Source organism: Bradyrhizobium sp. PSBB068, assembly GCA_016839165.1.
Classification (GTDB): Bacteria; Pseudomonadota; Alphaproteobacteria; order Rhizobiales; family Xanthobacteraceae; genus Bradyrhizobium.
Genome location: CP069300.1, coordinates 1,877,324 through 1,895,207 on the forward strand (window position 1 = coordinate 1,877,324; position 17,884 = coordinate 1,895,207).

Consider the following 17,884-nt stretch of genomic DNA (forward strand, 5'->3'; position numbering starts at 1 on the left):
TTTCATGCTGTTGTTCGTCGCGCGCAGGCTCCTGTACCTGGTACCGGTGCTGATCGCGGTCTCGGTGCTGACCTTCGTGATCGCCTCGCTGCTGCCCGGCGATCTCGCTTACGTGATACTTGGCGACCAGGCGACGCCTGAGAACGTCGCGGCGCTGCGCCACGACATGGGGCTCGATCAGCCGATCTGGCTGCGTTATCTGGGCTGGCTGTGGCACATCCTGCAGGGTGATTTCGGACGCTCGTTCCGCACCGGGCAGACCGTGTGGCAGGCGGTCAGCGAGCGCATCCCGGTCTCGTTCGAGCTGATGATCCTCGCCGAGCTGATCGGGCTTGCGATCGGCGTGCCGCTCGCAATCGCCTGCGCGGCCAAGGCCGGCAGTGCGTTCGACCGTCTCATGACTGGATCGGCCTTCGGCATGCTGTCGGTGCCGACCTTCCTGTCGGCGATCCTGCTGATCTATCTGTTCGCGGTCGAGCTGCGGTTGTTGCCGGCGACCGGCTACGTGCCGTTCACCGAGGACCCGATCGCCAATCTGCGCTTCATGGTGCTGCCGGCGCTGACGCTCGGGCTTGCGGAATGGCCCGGCATCATGCGGGTGCTGCGTTCGGACATGATCGCGGCGCTCCAGGAGGACTATATCGCGCTCGCCAAGGCGAAGGGCCTGAAGCCGTCGCGCATCCTGTTCGTGCACGCGCTGAAGCCGTCCTCGCTGACGCTTGTCACCATCACCGGCATCAACATCGGCCGCCTGATCGGCGGCACCGTCATCGTTGAATCGATCTTCGCGTTGCCGGGGATCGGCCGTCTGCTGGTCGGCGCGATCTATACCCGCGACCTGATCATCCTGCAGGGCGTGGTGCTGCTGGTCGCGGCGGGCTTCGTGATCATGAACTTCATCGTCGATTTGCTTTACGCCGTGCTCGACCCGAGGATCCGCCATGGCCACGCTTGAGCTCAGCCTCGATGAGACCAATGCGGCACCGGTGCGGCGCAAGCGCCGGCTCGGCGCGCTGTTCTGGGTCGCGATCGGCTGGATGGTGCTGGTGTTCGCGGTCGCGATCTTCGCCGATCTGCTGCCGCTGCCGAGCCCGACTGACATGGACATGCTCGAACGGAGGGGGCCAATATCCGCCGAGCACTGGCTCGGCACCGACGGCCTCGGCCGTGACGAGCTGTCGCGGTTGATCTACGGCGCACGGATCTCGCTGATCGTCGGCCTCTGCGCGCCGATGATCGGGGTCACCATCGGCGGCGCGCTCGGCATCCTCGCCGGCTATTTCCGCGGCCGTTTCGAATCCATCGTGGTCGGCAGCATGGACGTGCTGCTGGCATTCCCGCCGCTGATCCTGGCGCTTGCGGTCACCGCCTATCTCGGCCAGTCGATCTTCAACCTGACCTGCATCCTCGGCGTGCTCGGCATTCCCGCCTTCATGCGGGTGGCGCGGGCAGCGACGCTGACGCTGGCGCGGCGTGAATTCGTCATCGCGGCACAGGCGCTCGGCGCCACGCATGCGCGCATCCTGCTGCGTGAGTTGCTGCCCAATGTGTTGCTGCCGCTGCTTGCCTTCTTCTTGCTCGGCGTCGCCGTCACCATCGTGGTCGAAGGCTCGCTGTCCTTCCTCGGCCTCGGTGTGCCGCCGCCGATCTCGAGTTGGGGCAGCATGATCGGGGAGGGGCGTGAGAGCCTCGATGTGGCGCCAATGCTTGCCTTCATTCCGGCGATCGCGATGTTCCTCACCGTGCTCTCGTTCAACCTGATCGGCGACACCATCCGCGCGTTGACCGACCCCCGGCAAGGTGCACTATGAGCGGCGCGTTGCTGTCGGTCGAGAATGCGGTGGTCGACCTGCCGACGCCGCGCGGCAATTTGCGGGCGGTGGATCATGTCGATCTCACCGTCGGCGCCGGCAGGACGCTCGGCATTGTCGGCGAATCCGGCTGCGGCAAGACCATGCTGTCGCGCGCCGTCCTGCAACTGCTGCCCAAGAAGGCGAAACTGTCCGGCCGGGTGATGTTCGGCGGACAGGATCTGACCAAGCTGTCGGCGGAGAAATTGCGCAAGCTGCGCGGCCGCTCGCTGGCGGTGGTGTTTCAGGATCCGATGACCTCGCTCAACCCGGTGCTGACCATCGGCACCCAGTTGATCGAGACCATTCAGGAACATCTCGAGTTCGATCTCGCCCGGGCGCGGCAGCGCAGCATCGAACTGCTGGCGGCAGTCGGCATTCCCGCGCCCGAGCAGCGGCTGACACAATATCCGCACCAGCTTTCCGGCGGCATGCGCCAGCGCGTCGCGATCGCGGTGGCGCTGTCCTGCGAGCCGCAGCTGCTGATCGCGGACGAGCCGACCACCGCGCTCGATGTCACGATCCAGGCCCAGATCCTCGATCTGCTGGCCCGCGAGCAGCAGCGCCGCCACATGGCGATGATCATCATCACCCATGACCTCGGCGTGGTCGCCGGCCGCACCGACGAGGTCGCGGTGATGTATGCCGGCCGCGTCGTCGAGCGCGCACCGACGCCCGCCTTGTTCAAGCAGATGCGGATGCCCTACACCGAGGCGCTGCTCGCCGCGCTGCCGAAGCTCGACGTCGCGCCGCATACGCCGCTGCCGGCGATCTCGGGGCGGCCGCCCGATCCGACCCGGCCGCTCAAGGGCTGTTCGTTTGCGCCGCGCTGCCGCTATTCGGCCGAGCGCTGCGGCGCGGAGAAGCCGCAGCTGAGCCCGGCGGAGACATCGGAACATCTCTACGCCTGCTTCCATCCGATCACCGCGAGGGTCGGCGCATGATGCTGCAGGCTGCACCCAATCCGCTGATGAAGGTGGAGAACCTCGTCGTCGAATATTCGGTGGGCGGGAAGACCATCCATGCCGTCTCCGACGTCAGCCTCGACATCGCGCGCGGCGAGACGCTGGGGCTGGTCGGCGAATCCGGCTGCGGCAAGTCCACGCTCGGCCGCGCGGTCCTGCAGTTGCGCCAGGCGGTTTCCGGCAAGGTGCTGTTCGACGGCCACGACCTCACCACTTTGAAGGGCGAGGCGCTGCGCCGGATGCGCCGGCGCGTGCAGCTGATCTTTCAGGATCCGATCGCCTCGCTCAATCCGCGGCGGCGGATCGGCGACATCGTCGCCGAGCCGCTGGTGATCGCGGGCGTCAAGGACCCCGAGGAGCGCAAGCGGCGGGTAGCCGAGGTGCTGGCGGCGGTCGGCCTCGATCCTGCGCTGGTGAGCGGACGGCTGCCGCACGAATTCTCCGGCGGACAATGCCAACGCATCTGCATCGCCCGCTCGCTGGTGCTCAATCCGGAATTCGTGATCTGCGACGAGCCGGTGTCCGCGCTCGACGTTTCAATTCGTGCCCAGATCCTCAATCTGCTGGAGGAGATGAAGGCGCGCTACGGCCTGACTCTGCTGTTCATCGCGCACGACCTTGCGGTGGTGAAGGCAGTCTCGGATCGCGTCGCGGTGATGTATCTCGGCCGGCTCTGCGAGGTCGCTCCGTCGGAGCAGCTGTTCGCGCGGCCGGCGCATCCCTATACCGCGCTGCTGATCGAGGCGATCCCGGTGCCTGATCCGGACGTCCGCCCGACCCGGAGCATCCCGGTCGGCGAGCCGCCGTCGCCGATCGCGCCGCCCTCCGGCTGCCGCTTCCGCACCCGCTGCCCGCGCGCCGATGCGCGCTGTGCCAGCGAGGTGCCGGAACTGCGTCTGGTCGCGACCGGCCAATTCGCGGCCTGCCATCATCCACTGATCTGAAGAGTGACGCCCACAGATGGTGCGTCTTGGCCTTCGAGCGGGCTGCATGGCGGCTTGCTCGAAAATGCGGTCATCAGCGTTTGTCCCGGGCGGGCAGGCGTGGCAAGGTCCGCCGCAACAACAAGCTTCGGGAGAACAGCGATGAAGAGTTTCCAGGTCGTCGATTTCAATGCCCCCTTGAAGGAGGTCGACCAGCCGACACCGCAGCCGTCGGGCACGCAGGTGCTGATCAAGGTCAAGGCCGCCGGCGTCTGCCACAGCGACCTGCACATCTGGGAGGGCGGCTATGATCTCGGCCATGGCCGCAAGCCGCTGTCGCTGAAAGATCGCGGCGTCTCGCTGCCGCGCACGATGGGGCATGAGACGGTCGGCGAGATCGTGGCCTTCGGCCCCGACGTCAAGGACGCCGACAAAGGCGGCCTCAAGGTCGGTGATGTCGCGCTGGCCTATCCCTGGCTCGGCTGCGGAAAATGCCCGACCTGCCTCGGCGGCGACGAGAACATGTGCGCGATCAAGCCGAATGCGCTCGGCGTCTATTGTGACGGCGGCTATGCCGATCACATGACCGTGCCGCATCCGAAATATCTGCTCAACCTCAACGGGCTCGATCCGGTCACGGCCGCGCCCTACGCCTGCTCTGGAGTCACCACCTACAGCGCGCTGAAGAAGGTCGAGAAGGACCTCGACACGCCGATCGTAATCTTCGGCGCCGGTGGCCTCGGCCTGATGGCGCTGTCGCTGCTGAAGGCGATGGGCGGCAAGGGCGCGATCGTGGTCGATATCGATGCCAGGAAGCGCGAGGCGGCGGAGGCTGCCGGTGCGCTCGCGACCGTCGACGGCAAGGCCCCCGACGCGCTGGAGCAGCTTATCAAGAAGGCCGGCCAGCCGATCCGCGCCGCGATCGACCTGGTCGGAAACGCGCAGACCTCGCAGCTCGGCTTCGACTGCCTGACCAAGGGCGGCAAGCTCGTGATCGTCGGCCTGTTCGGCGGCGGCGCGACCTGGGCGCTGCCGCTGATCCCGATCAAGGCGGTCACCATCCAGGGCAGCTATGTCGGCAATCTGCGCGAGACCCAGGAGCTGCTCGACCTCGTGCGCGATAAGAAGATTCCAGCGATCCCGGTGACGCCGATGCCGCTCGCGAAGGCGAACGAGGCGCTGACCAATCTGCAGAAGGGCCAGCTCGTCGGACGTGCGGTATTGACGCCGCAATAAACGCCTCCGTCATTGCGAGCAAAGCGTACCAATCCATCTCTCCGATTGCAGCGACGTGGATTGCTTCGTCGCTTCGCTCCTCGCAATGACCGGTCTTCTCTCATTGTCTTGAGGAATCCCCATGTCCGCCAACGACGCCCTTCACATCGCAGTCCTCGGCGGCGACGGCATCGGCCCCGAGGTGATGGCGCCGGCGCTCGAGGTGCTGCGCAAGATCGAGGCCTCGGTGGGCCTCAAATTCCGCTTCACTGAGGCGCCTGCGGGCGCTGGCCATTACAAGGAGACCGGCAGGTCGATGCCGGAAAGCACGATCCGGCTGTGCGAGGAGGCCGATGCGATCCTGCTCGGCGCCTGTGGCCTGCCGTCGGTGCGCTATCCCGACAACACCGAGATCGCGCCGCAGATCGAACTGCGGGTGATCTTCGATCTCTATGCCGGCGTTCGGCCCGCGCGATTGATTCCGGGCGTAAGGAGCACGATCGTCGGCGCAGATCAAAAGGGCATCGACCTCGTCGTGATCAGGGAATCGACCGAGGGCCTGTTCGCCTCGATGGGCAAGGGGGTGGTCACCGACAGCGAGGCGCGCGAGACCATGGTGATCACGCGCCGCACCTCCGAGCGGCTGTTCGAGTTCTCGTTCCGGCTCGCCGAACGTCGCAAGGCGCGCGGCCGCGTCGGAGGCGGGCTGACCTGTGTCGACAAGGCGAACGTGTTCAAGGCGTTCGCGTTCTTCCGCGGCATTTTTGACGAGACCGCCAAGCGCCATCCCGATGTCAGGGCCGATCACCTCTACATCGACGCGACCGCGGCGGCGCTGGTGAAGCGCCCCTGGGACTTCGACGTCATGGTGACCGAGAACATGTTCGGCGACATCCTGTCGGATCTCACAGCCGGCCTGATCGGCGGCATGGGCATGGCGCCGTCAGCCGACATCGGCGACCGCTACGCTGTGTTTCAGCCATGTCACGGCACCGCGCCCGACATCATGGGGCAGGGCAAGGCCAACCCGACCGCGATGATCCTGTCTGCCGCGATGATGCTGGACTGGTTAGCCGACAAGCATGGTCTCGATGGCGCCGCTGAAGCTGCCGAGAACATCGAGCGCGCGGTCGACAAGGTCTATGCCGGCGGTATCAAGCCGTTCGAGTTTGGTGGCAGCAACGGCACCGCCGATGTCGCGCGGGCAGTTCTGGCGTCGCTCTAGAGCATGATCCTTTCGGAAACCGGGTTTCCACTTTTCCGGGTCATGCTCTAGGTCCGGACACCAAGAGCAGACAGTGCTCTCCTCAATCGAATTTGCGTCACGTGCGGATAGGGGCGGTCGGCCGAAATGCTGATGGTCTGTTTGGCCACTCGTTCCAACCCGTCGATGTCCTTGACGCGATATGAAGGATACCGCTCGCGGACTGCGGCCGCCAGTTCAAGCGGTATGTACTTTGCCTCTATTGTTCCGTCTCGCGCTTCGGTGAAGGTGAATGCCTTCTTCAGTATCTGATAATACGGGTCGGACTCCGCCTGGCTCATGTAGCGACTGAGCGAGAACCTTGGATCCACTGCTGATCCCGGCATATCGCCGAGCTCTATCCGCAACTGGATCACAAGAGCTCCGAAGATATGGGTTGATATCACCGATTGGGTGTCAGACTCGGCAAGGGTCAATGCGATCAGGAAGGCGTCGATGCAGATCAGGCGGCGCTGCGGATCGGAAAAGAAGTCCAGCGACGTGCGAATATGATCTACGGCGATCAGCCCGACACGCGTTTCGCCGGCACCGTCGCCTCTGACCGAGGTGAGGAATTGCAGGACGATATCCCACGGACACTGCACCCGTTGTCGTTGTGCTGCTCGCTCGACGGCGGATTTGGCAATGTCGATCAGGAGATGCAGCGGCATTGCGCCGGAGAAGTGAAGCAGGGCTTCGTGCCAGAGTTTGAAAGTCGCCGAACTGTCCGGTGACTCGGCAATGAACTTCAGGACGTCCCGGGTGACTGCGGTCGCCACCAGGTTCATGTCGTCAATCTTGTTCGTGACAACGTAACTTGCGACTAGAAACTCCTGGAATGATCTGTGGGGAAAGAACAAGGTCTTGTTGCCCTTCCGATCCAGGAAGCACGCCGAAACAAGGTCGCGCCTCACGGCATCCAGATCGGCGTCGGACGCCGGCATGAACGGGCGCACGATCTCATCGGGGATGTCGCCCTCATCGACACTCATGGTTTGGGCTGTCATCCAGAGCCACCAGGCGATCGCTTCGGCGAACTTCCGCCGGTCAGCGTAGTCGAATGGCGATCTGGTGCGCTTGTCGATTTCGCGCTCGATGATCCGCGTGACGAATACTTCGTACAGCTCTCCGGTCAAATAGGGCTTTGGTTCGACGAACCGGTCGAGAAACATCTCGCAGAACATTTTGGCTTGGACTGGCCGCGAAAGCAGATCGCCGAAGTCGTTGAGCTCGAGTATCTTGGTGCGTCTTTCCAGCTCAGCACGGTCCACGATGTATTCGTCCGTCGCGCTGTTTTCGGTGCGATACATCGAGTAGCTCTTCACGAACATGATCGACTGCTCGGGGGAGAACGGCAGCAGCCTGGTGGTCTCGTAGGCCGGCCAATCCGGCTCTCGAACCTGACGGCCGGCGAGCGTGCGCACTCCCTTCAACACAAACGTCTCTTCGTCGTCGGACAGGAAGGCGGTCGGTCTGCCGAGAAGCAGCACCTTGGCGTTGGGTGTGACGAGCCGGTTCAGTTCCTTGAAGGTCGCGCGAAAGTCGTCCCAGGTCATCGCATGCTTCATCTCGTCGAAGCCATCGAGGATCACCAGGAAACGCCCGGCTTTGTTGAGCGTCATGAATGTGTCGAAGTGGTAACCTTCGATGGGTGCGCGCGCTGCGAGGACCTTGCCGAGCAGGCCCTCCAGACTTTGCTCTCCAACGATCTCCTGAAGCTGCACATAGATGGGAATTCGAACCTGCTCGCCTTCCAGGTGTGCATTGGCCAGCTCTGCGGCTACTTTTCTGGCTGTCGTCGTCTTCCCCATGCCGTAACTGGCGAGCACGGCCAGGGTCGGGCGTCCTTCGGCGGTCATCCAATCCGATATGTGCGTGACGACCTCGACACCGGCATCGCAGTGCGAGGCTATATAGTAATTCTCGATTCCTTCCTCCGAATAGGAGGCTTCGAGGCTGCGCAGGTAGGCACGGACATTGAGGGTGGCGTCCTGCAACTGTGAGAACGTCATGTACGAAAGAGCACGCATGCCGTTCGCGTAGCCCTTTGCGGTCGCGCTGATATCCTGACTTGTGATCAGCAGGACTTCGTCGATGAGATGTTGATCATAGAGCGCGCTGTAGTCGGCCCAGATGCCGCTAACCTGTTCAAGGCTCAGGGCGCGCGAATACTTTTTGCACTCGATGGCGACGACCCGCGCCTTGTTGCCGAATTCCTGCCTGCGCCAGACGATGTCGACCCGCTTGTGGCCGAGCAGAACTTCGACATCGACGTCTTTTCTGACCGCGCGCAGGAACGCTGCGACCTGATCGCGGAAGCGATCGCCCTCATTGGCTGCCATCTTGCCGCTCCTCAGTTCGTCCGGCGTCGGTAGACGTGGGTCATCGGAGGTTGCGACAAGCTACGCCGCTATCGCTCCGCGATGCAACGCCCTGTTTGGTCGATTTGGCTAGATGACGATGCAGTGACGCCCAGCCTTGTGGCCGGAGATGGACTGGCCGGCCGTCGAACACGCGGTCCATGCCGAAGGTGTCACGCTGCTCGTTTTGACGGCAGCAACGGTACCGGCGAATGTCGGAGGCTGCGCTGGCGGCGCCCTGCTGCAAAAAAGGTGAGGGGGCCGAAGCCCCCTCGCATAATCAGCGGCGGTGTCCGCCGTGATGTCCGTCGCCGCGATGTCTGCCGTGATGACCGCCACCGTGATGACCGCCATGAGGGCGGTATCCGTGGCGATGGTGGAAGTGCGGACGATGATGCCATCCGTGATGGCGCGGTCCGTAGCCGTAACCCGGTTGCCAATAGCAGCGGCCCCAGCGATCGCAGACCTGGCGCACCTTGTCGATATTGGACGTTTCGCCTGCGATGTGGCTGGCCTGCGGAAGCCCGTTCGGCAGCGCCGACGCCGCACCGGACATCAACGTCGCGCTCCCGAGCGCGACCAATCCAATAACGGCAAGCTTGATATTCATCGAAATCTCCTTGGTTGAAGCCTGAAAACGTTCATGCGGCCGCCTGGTTGCTGCGACAAAAAAGACAGGCACGTGCACTTGGTCCTGGCGATGCCGGTTCAACGCAGGAAATGCGGGAGTTGTGAGGTCGCGCGATGCGCGGGCGACAATTGGCCGCGCGACACAATGGCGGGCGGACTCGCGATGTCGCGCTCCGTTCGGAAGCGCGCTACTGCGTGGTCAGCGGATGTTCGGCGGCCTTGTTGAAAAACGCAGCTTCCTCTGCAGTGGCTTCGAGGAGTTGCTGGTCCTGGTCGTAGACGTCGTTGCGGAACTGGATGGTCCGGTCTTTCGTCATCCAGGCCGTGAGGTAGATCCAGGCCACCGGGACCTTCTTGAGCATGCGGATGTCCTGACGCTGCCCGGTGATGATCGCGGCATCGATGGCGGCGCGGGTCCACTGCGGCTGGTCCTTCAGCAGCCATGCCGCGAGATCGCGGACATTGTCGACGCGCGAGCAGCCATGCGAGTCGAAGCGATAGTCGTCGCTGAACAGGCTGTGCTGATTGGTGTCGTGCATGTAGACCGAATAGGCGTTCGGCATGTCGATCTTGACCGCGCCGAGCGCATTCCACGCGCCGCTCTGCTGACGCACCGTGACGTCGGGCACGTGATTGCCCGACCAGTCGACCGCATGCGGATCGATCGGGTTGTCGTGGGCGTCGAGCACGTCCATGTGCATGCGCGACAGATAGGTCGGATCCTTGCGCATATGAGCCGTGATCTCCGTCTTCACGATCGAAGACGGCACCGTCCAGGTCGGATTGAGAATGACGTCGGTGATCTCCGACGTCAGCGTCGGCGAGGGCTTCTCGGTCTTGCCGACGATCACGCGGTAGCGCCGCACGACCTTGTCGTCCTCGACGGCCTCGGCGAAGGTCGCGGGAATGTTGACGACCACGTAGCGCTGCCCGAACTGGAAGTCCATCTGGTCCAGCCGCTCCAGCGAGGCCTCGAGCTGCTTGAGACGCTTCTGCACGGGAACGTTGAGCGCAGCCAGCGTCCGTGGCGTCACCGTGCCGGTTGCCGCGAGCCCGTGGCGTGCCTGGAAGTGCTTCACCGCCTCGGCTACCACCTCATCATAGGCGCCGGTGGTCTTGTCGGCGGCAAGGTCGCCGGTGATGATCAGACGCTTGCGCAACAGCTCGTCATTGGCGCCCTGGACGCCCAACGCGAATTTCGCGTCCGCGGGAATCGTGGGCCAGCCACCGTGGGCGGCGAGATCGGAATAGCTCTTCACCACCTCGCGAATGCGCTGCGCGCTGCCCTGATCGTAGGTCGGTTCGTGCGACAACGCGAGCGCTGCAGCCGATCGCGTTTCCGCGACCGTGGCCGACGCAGCCGGCTTGGCCGAGCTCGGCTGGGTGGCCGCTGGTATCGCAGCCGGCACAGCATGATGAGGTGGGACCGCGGCAGCCGGACCGGGCGCGCCGGCGGTTTGGGCGAATGCCGGCAGCGCCGCAAGCATCGTGGCGACGACGACGAGTGTCTGTCTCTGCATATCGCGTTTCTCCGGACTGCGCCGCTTGCGCGAAAGATCGGAAAACTCGGCCCCGCCGCACGAATCAAAGGGGGCGGTGCGCTTATTCGGAGGTGATGATCTACGCCGAGACCGTTGCGTCTTGATTAAGTTTTGGTTGCCGCCGCTGCATGACCGCGGCCGTCTTGCCGGTATCGCAACGGCCTTACCGTACACATCAGCGCGGAACTCGCTCTCGCGTGGTGCCGAAGAGACAAAAAAGAAAAAGCGCTGCCATCGCGGATGGCAGCGCTTCGACATCTTCCTGGCCCGACCGTGGTGGTCCGATGACCGGCCGCCGGCCAATCCGCTCGCCCTGGTCGATCGCGTTCGCGGCGTCGCGACCGTACCTGCGCAGCCGCTCAGTCTTCGTTGGCGGCGATCGATTCCATCAGCGACACCAGCTGGCGCTGCACGGTCTGATCCTTGATCTTGCTATAGGCGCGCAGCAACCGGAGGCTGAACGCACTGTCGAGGAACAGCAGGCTCTCGACTTCGCGGGCCTTGTTGTCGCCGTCGTAGAAGAAGGTGACCGGCACGTCCAGCGCGCTCGCGATCTGCTGAAGGCGAGCGGCGCCGACGCGGTTCACACCCTTCTCGTACTTCTGAACCTGCTGGAAGCTGACGCCCAGCTTGTCGCCGAGCTCGGCCTGCGAGATCTTCTGCTCGACCCGGCGCAGGCGAATCCGCTTGCCCAACTCAATGTCCGGCTTGCCGGCACTGCGTTGCTTCATCTTCTTTGCTGCTGATCTGTTCATTCTTGTGACCCGTCCTTCAAATCGAGAATCCCTGGCCCGGTCGGGTCAGGGACACATTCATGATGTACCGCGTTAAGCTCGAGTGGATCGTCAGTTCGTCCGAACTACGAAATCCAAGAAGATCGCGGGATGGTATCCAAACGCATTTGCGCGTTGGAAGCACCCTAGTACCGACTCGGCCGACGACCTTAAGTCGACCGCGCCAAGGTGTCTGTCGACACCCCGCCCTCTACATTTGGCAAAATATTGACCAAACCACAACTAGCGCGAGTTTGATCGACACAGATTTTGCGCGCATGCTTACTGGGCGGCAATGCACTGCGCCCGTAGTTCTACGGGCAACTATATTGTACGGGCGTCTTGATATGGATGCAACCCCAGCTAGTGCATCCAGAGGTCGCGGCGAGCTGCTCAGGTTGCTTGACTGAAACGTCGCCAATGCGAAAACTTGACGTAAGTCCAAGTCGGGCTTTCGGAATGTTGCTGGACAATTGCCCAAAAGTTCTGAATCATCTGGAACAATTGTGCGCCTACGAAACGCCGGCGAACTCTGGCAGGAGAGGCCAAATGAAGCGGAAGAGGGGAACACCTCGACTCTACCTCGCGGCTTCGGGAGTGGAAGATATGCCGGTCGCAAATGCGGAAGAACGGTTGCTGGCGCTGCTTGCAACCCTGGAGGAATGTCAGGGGTTCCTGACTGACCGGGCGAATACGGAGACGGCGCGGCTATTGTCCCTTGCGATCCTCGAGCTTCGGATGGAGCTCCACAAGGTGACGGATTCCGAATTGAAGGCGCTGTGCGATATCATCGCGTCGGACGAGCCGGTGCAGGAACCGGCGACCAGGCAGTTGCCGCCGTATCTGCGGCTGATCAAGTAAGCCCGCTCGTGTCCCGCGCGATGCGCGGGACACCGCCGGTCCTCTGCCGTGCGGTTCAGCCCGCGGTCACGTCCACCGCATCGGTGCCTTCGAGCACACGGCGGGCCTTGTCCCGATCCAGGTCGCCTTCCCATGCCGCGACCACGACGGTGGCGACGCAGTTGCCGATCAAATTGCCGACTGCGCGCGCCATGCCGATGAACCAGTCGACCGAAAGCACCAGCACGAGGCCGATCGCCGGGATGCTCGGCACGGCATTGAGCGTCGCCGCCAGGATGACGATCGCGGAACCCGGCACGCCATGCGCGCCCTTCGAGGTGATCAGCGACACGCCGAGCACGAGCAGCAGGTCGCCGAACGAGAGCGGCGTGTTGGTCGCCTGTGCGATGAAGACGACCGCCAGCGTCAGATAGATCGAGAACGCGTCGAGGTTGAAGGAATAGCCGGTCGGAATCACGAGGCCGACCACCGAATCCTTGACGCCGAAACGCTCCAGCTTGCGCATCACCTGCGGCAGCACCGCGTCCGACGAGGCGGTGGCGACCACGATCATCAGTTCCTCGCGCAGGTAGCCGAGGAATTTGAGGATGTTGATGCCGGCGAGCGCCATCACGGCGCCGAGCACGCCGAGCACGAACACGGCGACCGAGACGTAGAACAGCGCCACCAGCGACAGCAGCTGCTTCAGCGAGCCGACGCCGTATTTGCCGACCGTGTAGGCGACGGCGCCGAGCACGCCGATCGGCGCGAAGCGCACGATCAGGCCCATGGCGCGGAACAGCACGGTGGAGACCGCATCGATGAAGGACGAGATCCGCTCGCCCTTCTCGCCGCCGACCAGCGCCAGGCTGACGCCGAAGATGATGGCGAAGAACAGCACCTGGAGTACGTCGTTGCGCGACAGCGCGTCGAATGAGGTGCTCGGGATGATGTTGAGCAGGAAGCTGCCGATGCCTTCGCCCTTCAGCTTCTGCGCGTTGCTGGCGTAGTTGCCGAGCGCCTTGGCATCCAGTGTCGAGGTGTCGATGTTCATGCCGTGACCGGGCCCGAACAGATAGGCCAGGATCAAGCCGACCACGAGCGCCACCGTCGTCATCACCTCGAAATACACCAGCGCCTTGACGCCGACGCGTCCGACCTTCTTGAGGTCGCCGGCGCCCGCAATGCCGTGCACCACCACGCAGAACACGATCGGTGCCACGATCATCGAGATCAGCTTCAGGAAGGCATCGCTGAAGATCTTCAGCCCGATCGCGAAATCGGGCGCGGCCATGCCGATGACGATCCCGAGCAGCAGCGCGACAAGCACCTGCACGAACAGCGATGTGTAGAGCGGCTTGCGTGCCATGGTGGCTTCAGCTGCGATGGTCGACATCAATTCCCCCTGTTTCTTGCCGGTGTTCATGCCGGCCGAACCCGTCCTATCTTAGCAACTTGCGTGCCAAGTTGTCGCAGGTTTGGATGCCGTTGGCCCGGTCAATCGCCGGTTTCGAGGGAGCTGATCACCGTGTAGACGACGCCGTGGGGCAGGAAATCGACCGAGGCTTCGCCTCCTAACTGGTCGCGGGCGCTGCGCTCGATCAGGCGGGAGCCGAAGCCGCGCTGCACTGGCGCTACGACCTCCGGGCCGCCAGCCTCCGTCCAGATCATCCGGAGCTTCGGTGCTGCGCCTTCCTCGAGGATTTCCCAGTCCAGCGTCACCATGCCGGTGTCGTTGGAGAGTGCGCCGTATTTGGCGGCGTTGGTCGCCATCTCATGCAGGATCATCGACAGCACCAAGGCAAGCCGGGGCGACAGCGGCACGCGCGGTCCGAACATCTTGACCCGCTCGGCGGTGTTGTTCAGCAGATAGGGGCGCAGCACGCGGCTGACCACGTCCTGCAGGTCGGAGCCCTGCCATTTGTCGGTCGAGAGCAGATTGTGCGCCTCGACAAGGGCGCCGAGCCGTCCCTCGAATTTCTCGCGCTCGGCGCGGCTCGCGCTGCGAAAGGTCTGCGTGGCGATCGATTGCAGGATCGCCAGCGTGTTCTTGACGCGATGGTTGAGCTCCTCGATCAGCAGATCGTGCAGCAGCTCACCGCGCGCGATCGTGGTCGCCATCCGTACCGCAAAGCCGAGGCCGACCAGGAGCAGGACGCCGCCGATCACGCTGGTGATCGCAAGCGTGCGCCACAGCGGCCCCACTAGCGAGTTCTCGGTGATCCCCGCCGCGACCGTCCAGCCGGTGACGCGCGATCGGGTGAAGCCCGTGATCAGCGGCACGCCTTCCAGCGAGACGGTCGGCAGTGTCGCTTCGTCGCGGCGGAACATCTCGGCAAACAGCGATGGCGCGGCACGCTGGCCGATGGTCGCTTCCGGATTCGGCACCCGCGCCAGGTTGACGCCGTTGCCGTCGAAGATAGAGATGGTCCAGTCCTGGTTCAGGCGCTGCTTCTCGATGATGGCCTGGAAGATCTCGATCGGCGGGCTGAAGGAGATGTCGTAGAGCACCTCGCCGTCGCGGATCACCGGCACCTCGACGGTGATGATCAGGCGCTGCTTCACCTGACCGAAGAACAGGTTGGAGTATTGCGGCTGCCGGGTCGCGAACACCTTCTCGACGATCTCGAGATTGTTGCGCGGCGGCAGGTCCGCGGTGTCCGGCGTCAGCGAGGAGAACGCCTGGCGTCCGCTGCGGTCCGCCACCAGCACCACGCCGTCCTTGCCGTACTGGTCGAGGAAGCCGACCGCGACGCGGCGGAAACTGCCGAAGTCGCTGTTGCGCAGCGAATTGGTCAGCGCCAGCACCTGCAGCCCGCCGGTCATGCGCTGCATTTCCGCATCCAGCAGCAGGCGGATGCTGCGCGCCGTCTCGAGCACGCGCTGCGTGGCGGCCTGACGATCCCGCTGGTAATTGTGGAACACGATCCCGACCGCGAAAACGATCAGCGGCAACATCGTCCCCGCGACCAGAAGCGCGAGACGCACTGGCAATGTCAGTTTCGGCACGATGTCCCCGGGTCGATGCCCGTTTGCGGTGCACTTAGGGGAAGTCGGAAAAGTCAGCCAAAGGAAATGACTGGCAATTGCAAACTCCGCGGCGCATGTCCTGCGCCGCGGAAGAGTCATTGGTCAGAGATTGCTCTCGGTGATCGCGGCGTAGACCATGGTGCGCAGCTCGCGCCGCAGCGGATAGGCGCTCGACGGCAGCACCTGGGTCATGAAGATGGTAATCAGCTCTTCGGCCGGATCGATGAAGAACGACGTCGTCGCGGCGCCGCCCCAGTTGAATTCACCCGGGCTGCCGGCGATCAGCGTCTGCGCCGGATGCATGGTGACGGCGAAGCCGAGCCCGAAGCCGATGCCGTTATAGGCGGCTTCGGCGAACATCGAACGCGACATCGCCGGCAGGTCGACGCCGCCGGGCAGGTGATTGGAGGCCATCAGCTTCAGCGTCTTCGGGCCGAGCAGGCGGACGCCGCCGAGCTCGCCGCCGTTGAGCAGCGCCCGGCAGAAGGTCAGATAGTCGGCCGCGGTCGAACACAGCCCGCCGCCGCCCGAGACCAGCGAAGGCGGCGACAGGAACGAGCTGGTCGTCGGATCGTCCTGCAGCGTCAGTGTGCCCTTGCGCTCGGCGGCGAGCGGGTTGAAGCCGCCCTGCGGATCGGCGGAATAGCAGGCGGCGAAGCGGTGCACCTTGTCGGCGGGCACGAAGAAATCCGTATCGTTCATGCCGAGCGGCTTGAAGATCCGCTCCTTGAGGAACTGCTCGAACGGCATCCCTGCGATCTTGCCGACGAGATAGCCGAGCACGTCGGTCGAGACCGAGTAGTTCCAGGCCTCGCCCGGCGAGAACTCCAGCGGGATCTTCGCCAGGTCCTCGATCATGCTGTCGAGCGTACCGGCCTTGATGACCTCGCCGATCTTCTTCTCGCGATAGGCGGCATCCACATTGGAGCGCTGCTGGAAGCCGTAGGTGAGGCCCGAGGTGTGGCGCAAGAGGTCGACGATCTGCATCGGACGCGTCGGCGCGCGCGTCAGGAAGGCGGGTGCGGTACCGGCAACGAACACGCCGAGGTTCTTCCATTCCGGAATGTACTTCGCGACCGGCTCGTCGAGTGCGACCTTGCCTTCCTCGACCAGCATCATGAAGGCGACTGAGGTGATCGGCTTGGTCATCGAATAGATGCGGAAAATAGTGTCGTCCTTCATCGGCGCCTTGCGCTCGAGGTCGGCAAAGCCCTGGACGGTGGAATGCACGATCTTGCCGCGGCGGTAGATCAGCAGCTGGGTCCCCGGAAAGCGGCCGGATTCGATGTAGCGGCTCTTCAGATGCGCTTCGAGGCGATTGAGGGCTGTGGTCGACATTCCCGCGGATTCGGGCGAGGCAGGCGTGGGGGCTAACATCGGGCGTTTCTCCGGCTGGCGAGGCAGCCTTGATAGCCGAAAAGTGTCGGTTTCACCAATCTGCTGCGACTTACCGGCTCCGGGCCGGTGGTGTAGGCTCGCCGCTGCGATCGCGCCCAAAGGGCCTCAGGGGAAACGCCGAGATGACCCAGTTCAACGAAACCGAGCTCACCGCCGCCGTCATCCGCAGCTTCGACCAGACGCCGGATCCGCGGGCCAAGTTCCTGCTGCAGGAACTGGTGACGTCGTTGCACGACTATGTGCGCAAGACCAATCTCACCTTCGAGGAGTGGGACCACGCGATCGGTTTCCTGACTCGCACTGGGCAGAAATGCACCGACATTCGCCAGGAATTCATCCTGCTGTCCGACGTGCTCGGCGTCTCGATGCTGGTCGATGCGGTGAACCACAGGGATCGCGACGGCGCGACCGAGACCACTGTGCTCGGGCCGTTCTATGTCGGCGAGCACAAGGTGACGCCGCACGGCACCGACATCTCGGCAAGCCTGCCCGGTGAGCGCATGTTCGTGCAGAGCCGCGTCACCGACCTCAAGGGCCGGCCGCTGGCCAATGTCCCGGTCGATGTCTGGCACGCTGACGATGATGGATTCTACGACTCGCAGAAGCCGAGCTTCGCAACGGAAGGCGCCTCTTCGCGGGCGCGCTTCATCACCGATGCCGACGGCCGCTTCTTCTTCCGCACCATCGTGCCGTGCAGCTATCCGATCCCGACCGACGGTCCGGTCGGGCAGATGATCACGCAGACCAACCGTCATCCGATGAGGCCGGCGCATGTGCATTTCCTGGTCAACGCCAAGGGTTACGAGCCGCTGATCACGCATGTGTTCGTCGAAGGCGATGAGTACATCGACTCCGATGTGGTGTTCGGCGTGAAGGACGAGCTGATCGCCAAGGTCGAACGGCGCACCGATCCCGTGATGCCCGACGGCCAGCGCTCGGACGGTCCGTGGAGCTTGATGAGCTACGAATTCCATGTGAAGCCCGGCGGCGGCATGGCGCCCGCGCCACTTGGCACCAAGCTCGCCGAAGACGCCTGATAGCTATCGTCAAATCGACTGCTCGATTTATGTGCACCGCACAAGAATTGAGCTGATCGCAATTTTTGGCAGCGCGCGG

14 protein-coding genes and 1 pseudogene are annotated in these 17,884 nt (G+C 63.7%); 8 read left to right on the top strand and 7 right to left on the bottom strand.

Annotated elements, in window-relative coordinates; all coding sequences use genetic code 11:
- The first annotated feature begins 4 nt into the window (after positions 1–4).
- The 6 genes from JQ507_08780 (at position 5) to JQ507_08805 (ending at position 6,178) form a co-directional block, all read left to right on the top strand.
- Positions 5–955, top strand: a complete 951-nt coding sequence (locus JQ507_08780) for an ABC transporter permease (protein ID QRI71550.1) — start codon at positions 5–7, stop codon at positions 953–955.
- Positions 942–1,811 carry an ABC transporter permease gene (locus tag JQ507_08785; GenBank protein QRI71551.1) on the top strand — a complete coding sequence of 290 codons (870 nt, stop codon included), beginning with the start codon at positions 942–944 and terminating at the stop codon, positions 1,809–1,811. The genes JQ507_08780 and JQ507_08785 overlap by 14 nt, the downstream gene beginning before the upstream one ends.
- A complete protein-coding gene (locus tag JQ507_08790; GenBank protein ID QRI71552.1) occupies positions 1,808–2,794 on the top strand; it encodes an ABC transporter ATP-binding protein in 987 nt (328 codons plus the stop codon). Before JQ507_08785 ends, JQ507_08790 begins: the two co-directional genes overlap by 4 nt.
- Positions 2,791–3,759 (top strand): ATP-binding cassette domain-containing protein, encoded by a 969-nt coding sequence (locus tag JQ507_08795; GenBank protein QRI71553.1) that lies wholly within the window; start codon positions 2,791–2,793, stop codon positions 3,757–3,759. The genes JQ507_08790 and JQ507_08795 overlap by 4 nt, the downstream gene beginning before the upstream one ends.
- Positions 3,760–3,900: 141 nt before the next feature.
- Positions 3,901–4,974, top strand: coding sequence for an alcohol dehydrogenase catalytic domain-containing protein (locus JQ507_08800; protein ID QRI71554.1), 1,074 nt, complete (start codon positions 3,901–3,903; stop codon positions 4,972–4,974).
- A gap of 121 nt (positions 4,975–5,095) precedes the next feature.
- On the top strand, positions 5,096–6,178 hold the full coding sequence (locus JQ507_08805) for an isocitrate/isopropylmalate dehydrogenase family protein (protein ID QRI71555.1): 1,083 nt from the start codon (positions 5,096–5,098) through the stop codon (positions 6,176–6,178).
- Positions 6,179–6,225: 47 nt separating this feature from the next.
- Here the strand turns inward: JQ507_08805 and JQ507_08810 are convergent, their stop codons facing one another.
- From JQ507_08810 to JQ507_08825, 4 genes and pseudogenes are all read right to left on the bottom strand, one after another.
- The gene (locus tag JQ507_08810) at positions 6,226–8,538 is read right to left on the bottom strand and encodes an NACHT domain-containing protein (protein QRI71556.1); all 2,313 of its coding nucleotides are present in this window, start codon (positions 8,536–8,538) and stop codon (positions 6,226–6,228) included.
- Positions 8,539–8,935: 397 nt separating this feature from the next.
- A pseudogene (locus JQ507_08815) lies at positions 8,936–9,166 on the bottom strand (hypothetical protein).
- A 208-nt stretch (positions 9,167–9,374) separates the two neighbouring features.
- A complete protein-coding gene (locus tag JQ507_08820; GenBank protein ID QRI71557.1) occupies positions 9,375–10,706 on the bottom strand; it encodes a L,D-transpeptidase family protein in 1,332 nt (443 codons plus the stop codon).
- A gap of 380 nt (positions 10,707–11,086) precedes the next feature.
- A complete protein-coding gene (locus tag JQ507_08825) occupies positions 11,087–11,482 on the bottom strand; it encodes a helix-turn-helix transcriptional regulator (GenBank protein ID QRI71558.1) in 396 nt (131 codons plus the stop codon).
- A 567-nt stretch (positions 11,483–12,049) separates the two neighbouring features.
- Here JQ507_08825 and JQ507_08830 point away from each other — a divergent pair.
- Complete coding sequence (locus JQ507_08830) at positions 12,050–12,361, top strand: hypothetical protein (protein QRI71559.1); 312 nt, start codon at positions 12,050–12,052, stop codon at positions 12,359–12,361.
- Between the two features lie 55 nt (positions 12,362–12,416).
- On the opposite strand, the gene JQ507_08835 is transcribed toward JQ507_08830, so the two are convergent.
- From JQ507_08835 to JQ507_08845, 3 genes are all read right to left on the bottom strand, one after another.
- Positions 12,417–13,736: a dicarboxylate/amino acid:cation symporter gene (locus tag JQ507_08835; protein QRI71560.1), complete on the bottom strand. Its 1,320-nt coding sequence runs from the start codon at positions 13,734–13,736 to the stop codon at positions 12,417–12,419.
- Positions 13,737–13,837: 101 nt separating this feature from the next.
- Positions 13,838–15,298, bottom strand: a complete 1,461-nt coding sequence (locus JQ507_08840) for a sensor histidine kinase (GenBank protein QRI73261.1) — start codon at positions 15,296–15,298, stop codon at positions 13,838–13,840.
- Between the two features lie 174 nt (positions 15,299–15,472).
- Positions 15,473–16,747 carry a beta-lactamase family protein gene (locus JQ507_08845; protein QRI71561.1) on the bottom strand — a complete coding sequence of 425 codons (1,275 nt, stop codon included), beginning with the start codon at positions 16,745–16,747 and terminating at the stop codon, positions 15,473–15,475.
- A 143-nt stretch (positions 16,748–16,890) separates the two neighbouring features.
- Between JQ507_08845 and JQ507_08850 the strand changes: the two genes are divergently transcribed.
- Entirely contained in the window at positions 16,891–17,805 is a 915-nt protein-coding gene (locus JQ507_08850; protein QRI71562.1) for an intradiol ring-cleavage dioxygenase, read from the top strand.
- Positions 17,806–17,884: the final 79 nt, after the last annotated feature.

What these genes read in the sequence shown, in the direction of transcription:
- JQ507_08780 (QRI71550.1), top strand. Translation starts at nt 5, where the DNA reads ATGCTGTTGTTCGTCGCGCGCAGGCTCCTGTACCTGGTACCGGTGCTG.
- JQ507_08785 (QRI71551.1), top strand. Translation starts at nt 942, where the DNA reads ATGGCCACGCTTGAGCTCAGCCTCGATGAGACCAATGCGGCACCGGTG.
- JQ507_08790 (QRI71552.1), top strand. Translation starts at nt 1,808, where the DNA reads ATGAGCGGCGCGTTGCTGTCGGTCGAGAATGCGGTGGTCGACCTGCCG.
- JQ507_08795 (QRI71553.1), top strand. Translation starts at nt 2,791, where the DNA reads ATGATGCTGCAGGCTGCACCCAATCCGCTGATGAAGGTGGAGAACCTC.
- JQ507_08800 (QRI71554.1), top strand. Translation starts at nt 3,901, where the DNA reads ATGAAGAGTTTCCAGGTCGTCGATTTCAATGCCCCCTTGAAGGAGGTC.
- JQ507_08805 (QRI71555.1), top strand. Translation starts at nt 5,096, where the DNA reads ATGTCCGCCAACGACGCCCTTCACATCGCAGTCCTCGGCGGCGACGGC.
- JQ507_08810 (QRI71556.1), bottom strand. Translation starts at nt 8,538, where the DNA reads ATGGCAGCCAATGAGGGCGATCGCTTCCGCGATCAGGTCGCAGCGTTC.
- JQ507_08820 (QRI71557.1), bottom strand. Translation starts at nt 10,706, where the DNA reads ATGCAGAGACAGACACTCGTCGTCGTCGCCACGATGCTTGCGGCGCTG.
- JQ507_08825 (QRI71558.1), bottom strand. Translation starts at nt 11,482, where the DNA reads ATGAACAGATCAGCAGCAAAGAAGATGAAGCAACGCAGTGCCGGCAAG.
- JQ507_08830 (QRI71559.1), top strand. Translation starts at nt 12,050, where the DNA reads ATGAAGCGGAAGAGGGGAACACCTCGACTCTACCTCGCGGCTTCGGGA.
- JQ507_08835 (QRI71560.1), bottom strand. Translation starts at nt 13,736, where the DNA reads ATGTCGACCATCGCAGCTGAAGCCACCATGGCACGCAAGCCGCTCTAC.
- JQ507_08840 (QRI73261.1), bottom strand. Translation starts at nt 15,298, where the DNA reads ATGTTGCCGCTGATCGTTTTCGCGGTCGGGATCGTGTTCCACAATTAC.
- JQ507_08845 (QRI71561.1), bottom strand. Translation starts at nt 16,747, where the DNA reads ATGTTAGCCCCCACGCCTGCCTCGCCCGAATCCGCGGGAATGTCGACC.
- JQ507_08850 (QRI71562.1), top strand. Translation starts at nt 16,891, where the DNA reads ATGACCCAGTTCAACGAAACCGAGCTCACCGCCGCCGTCATCCGCAGC.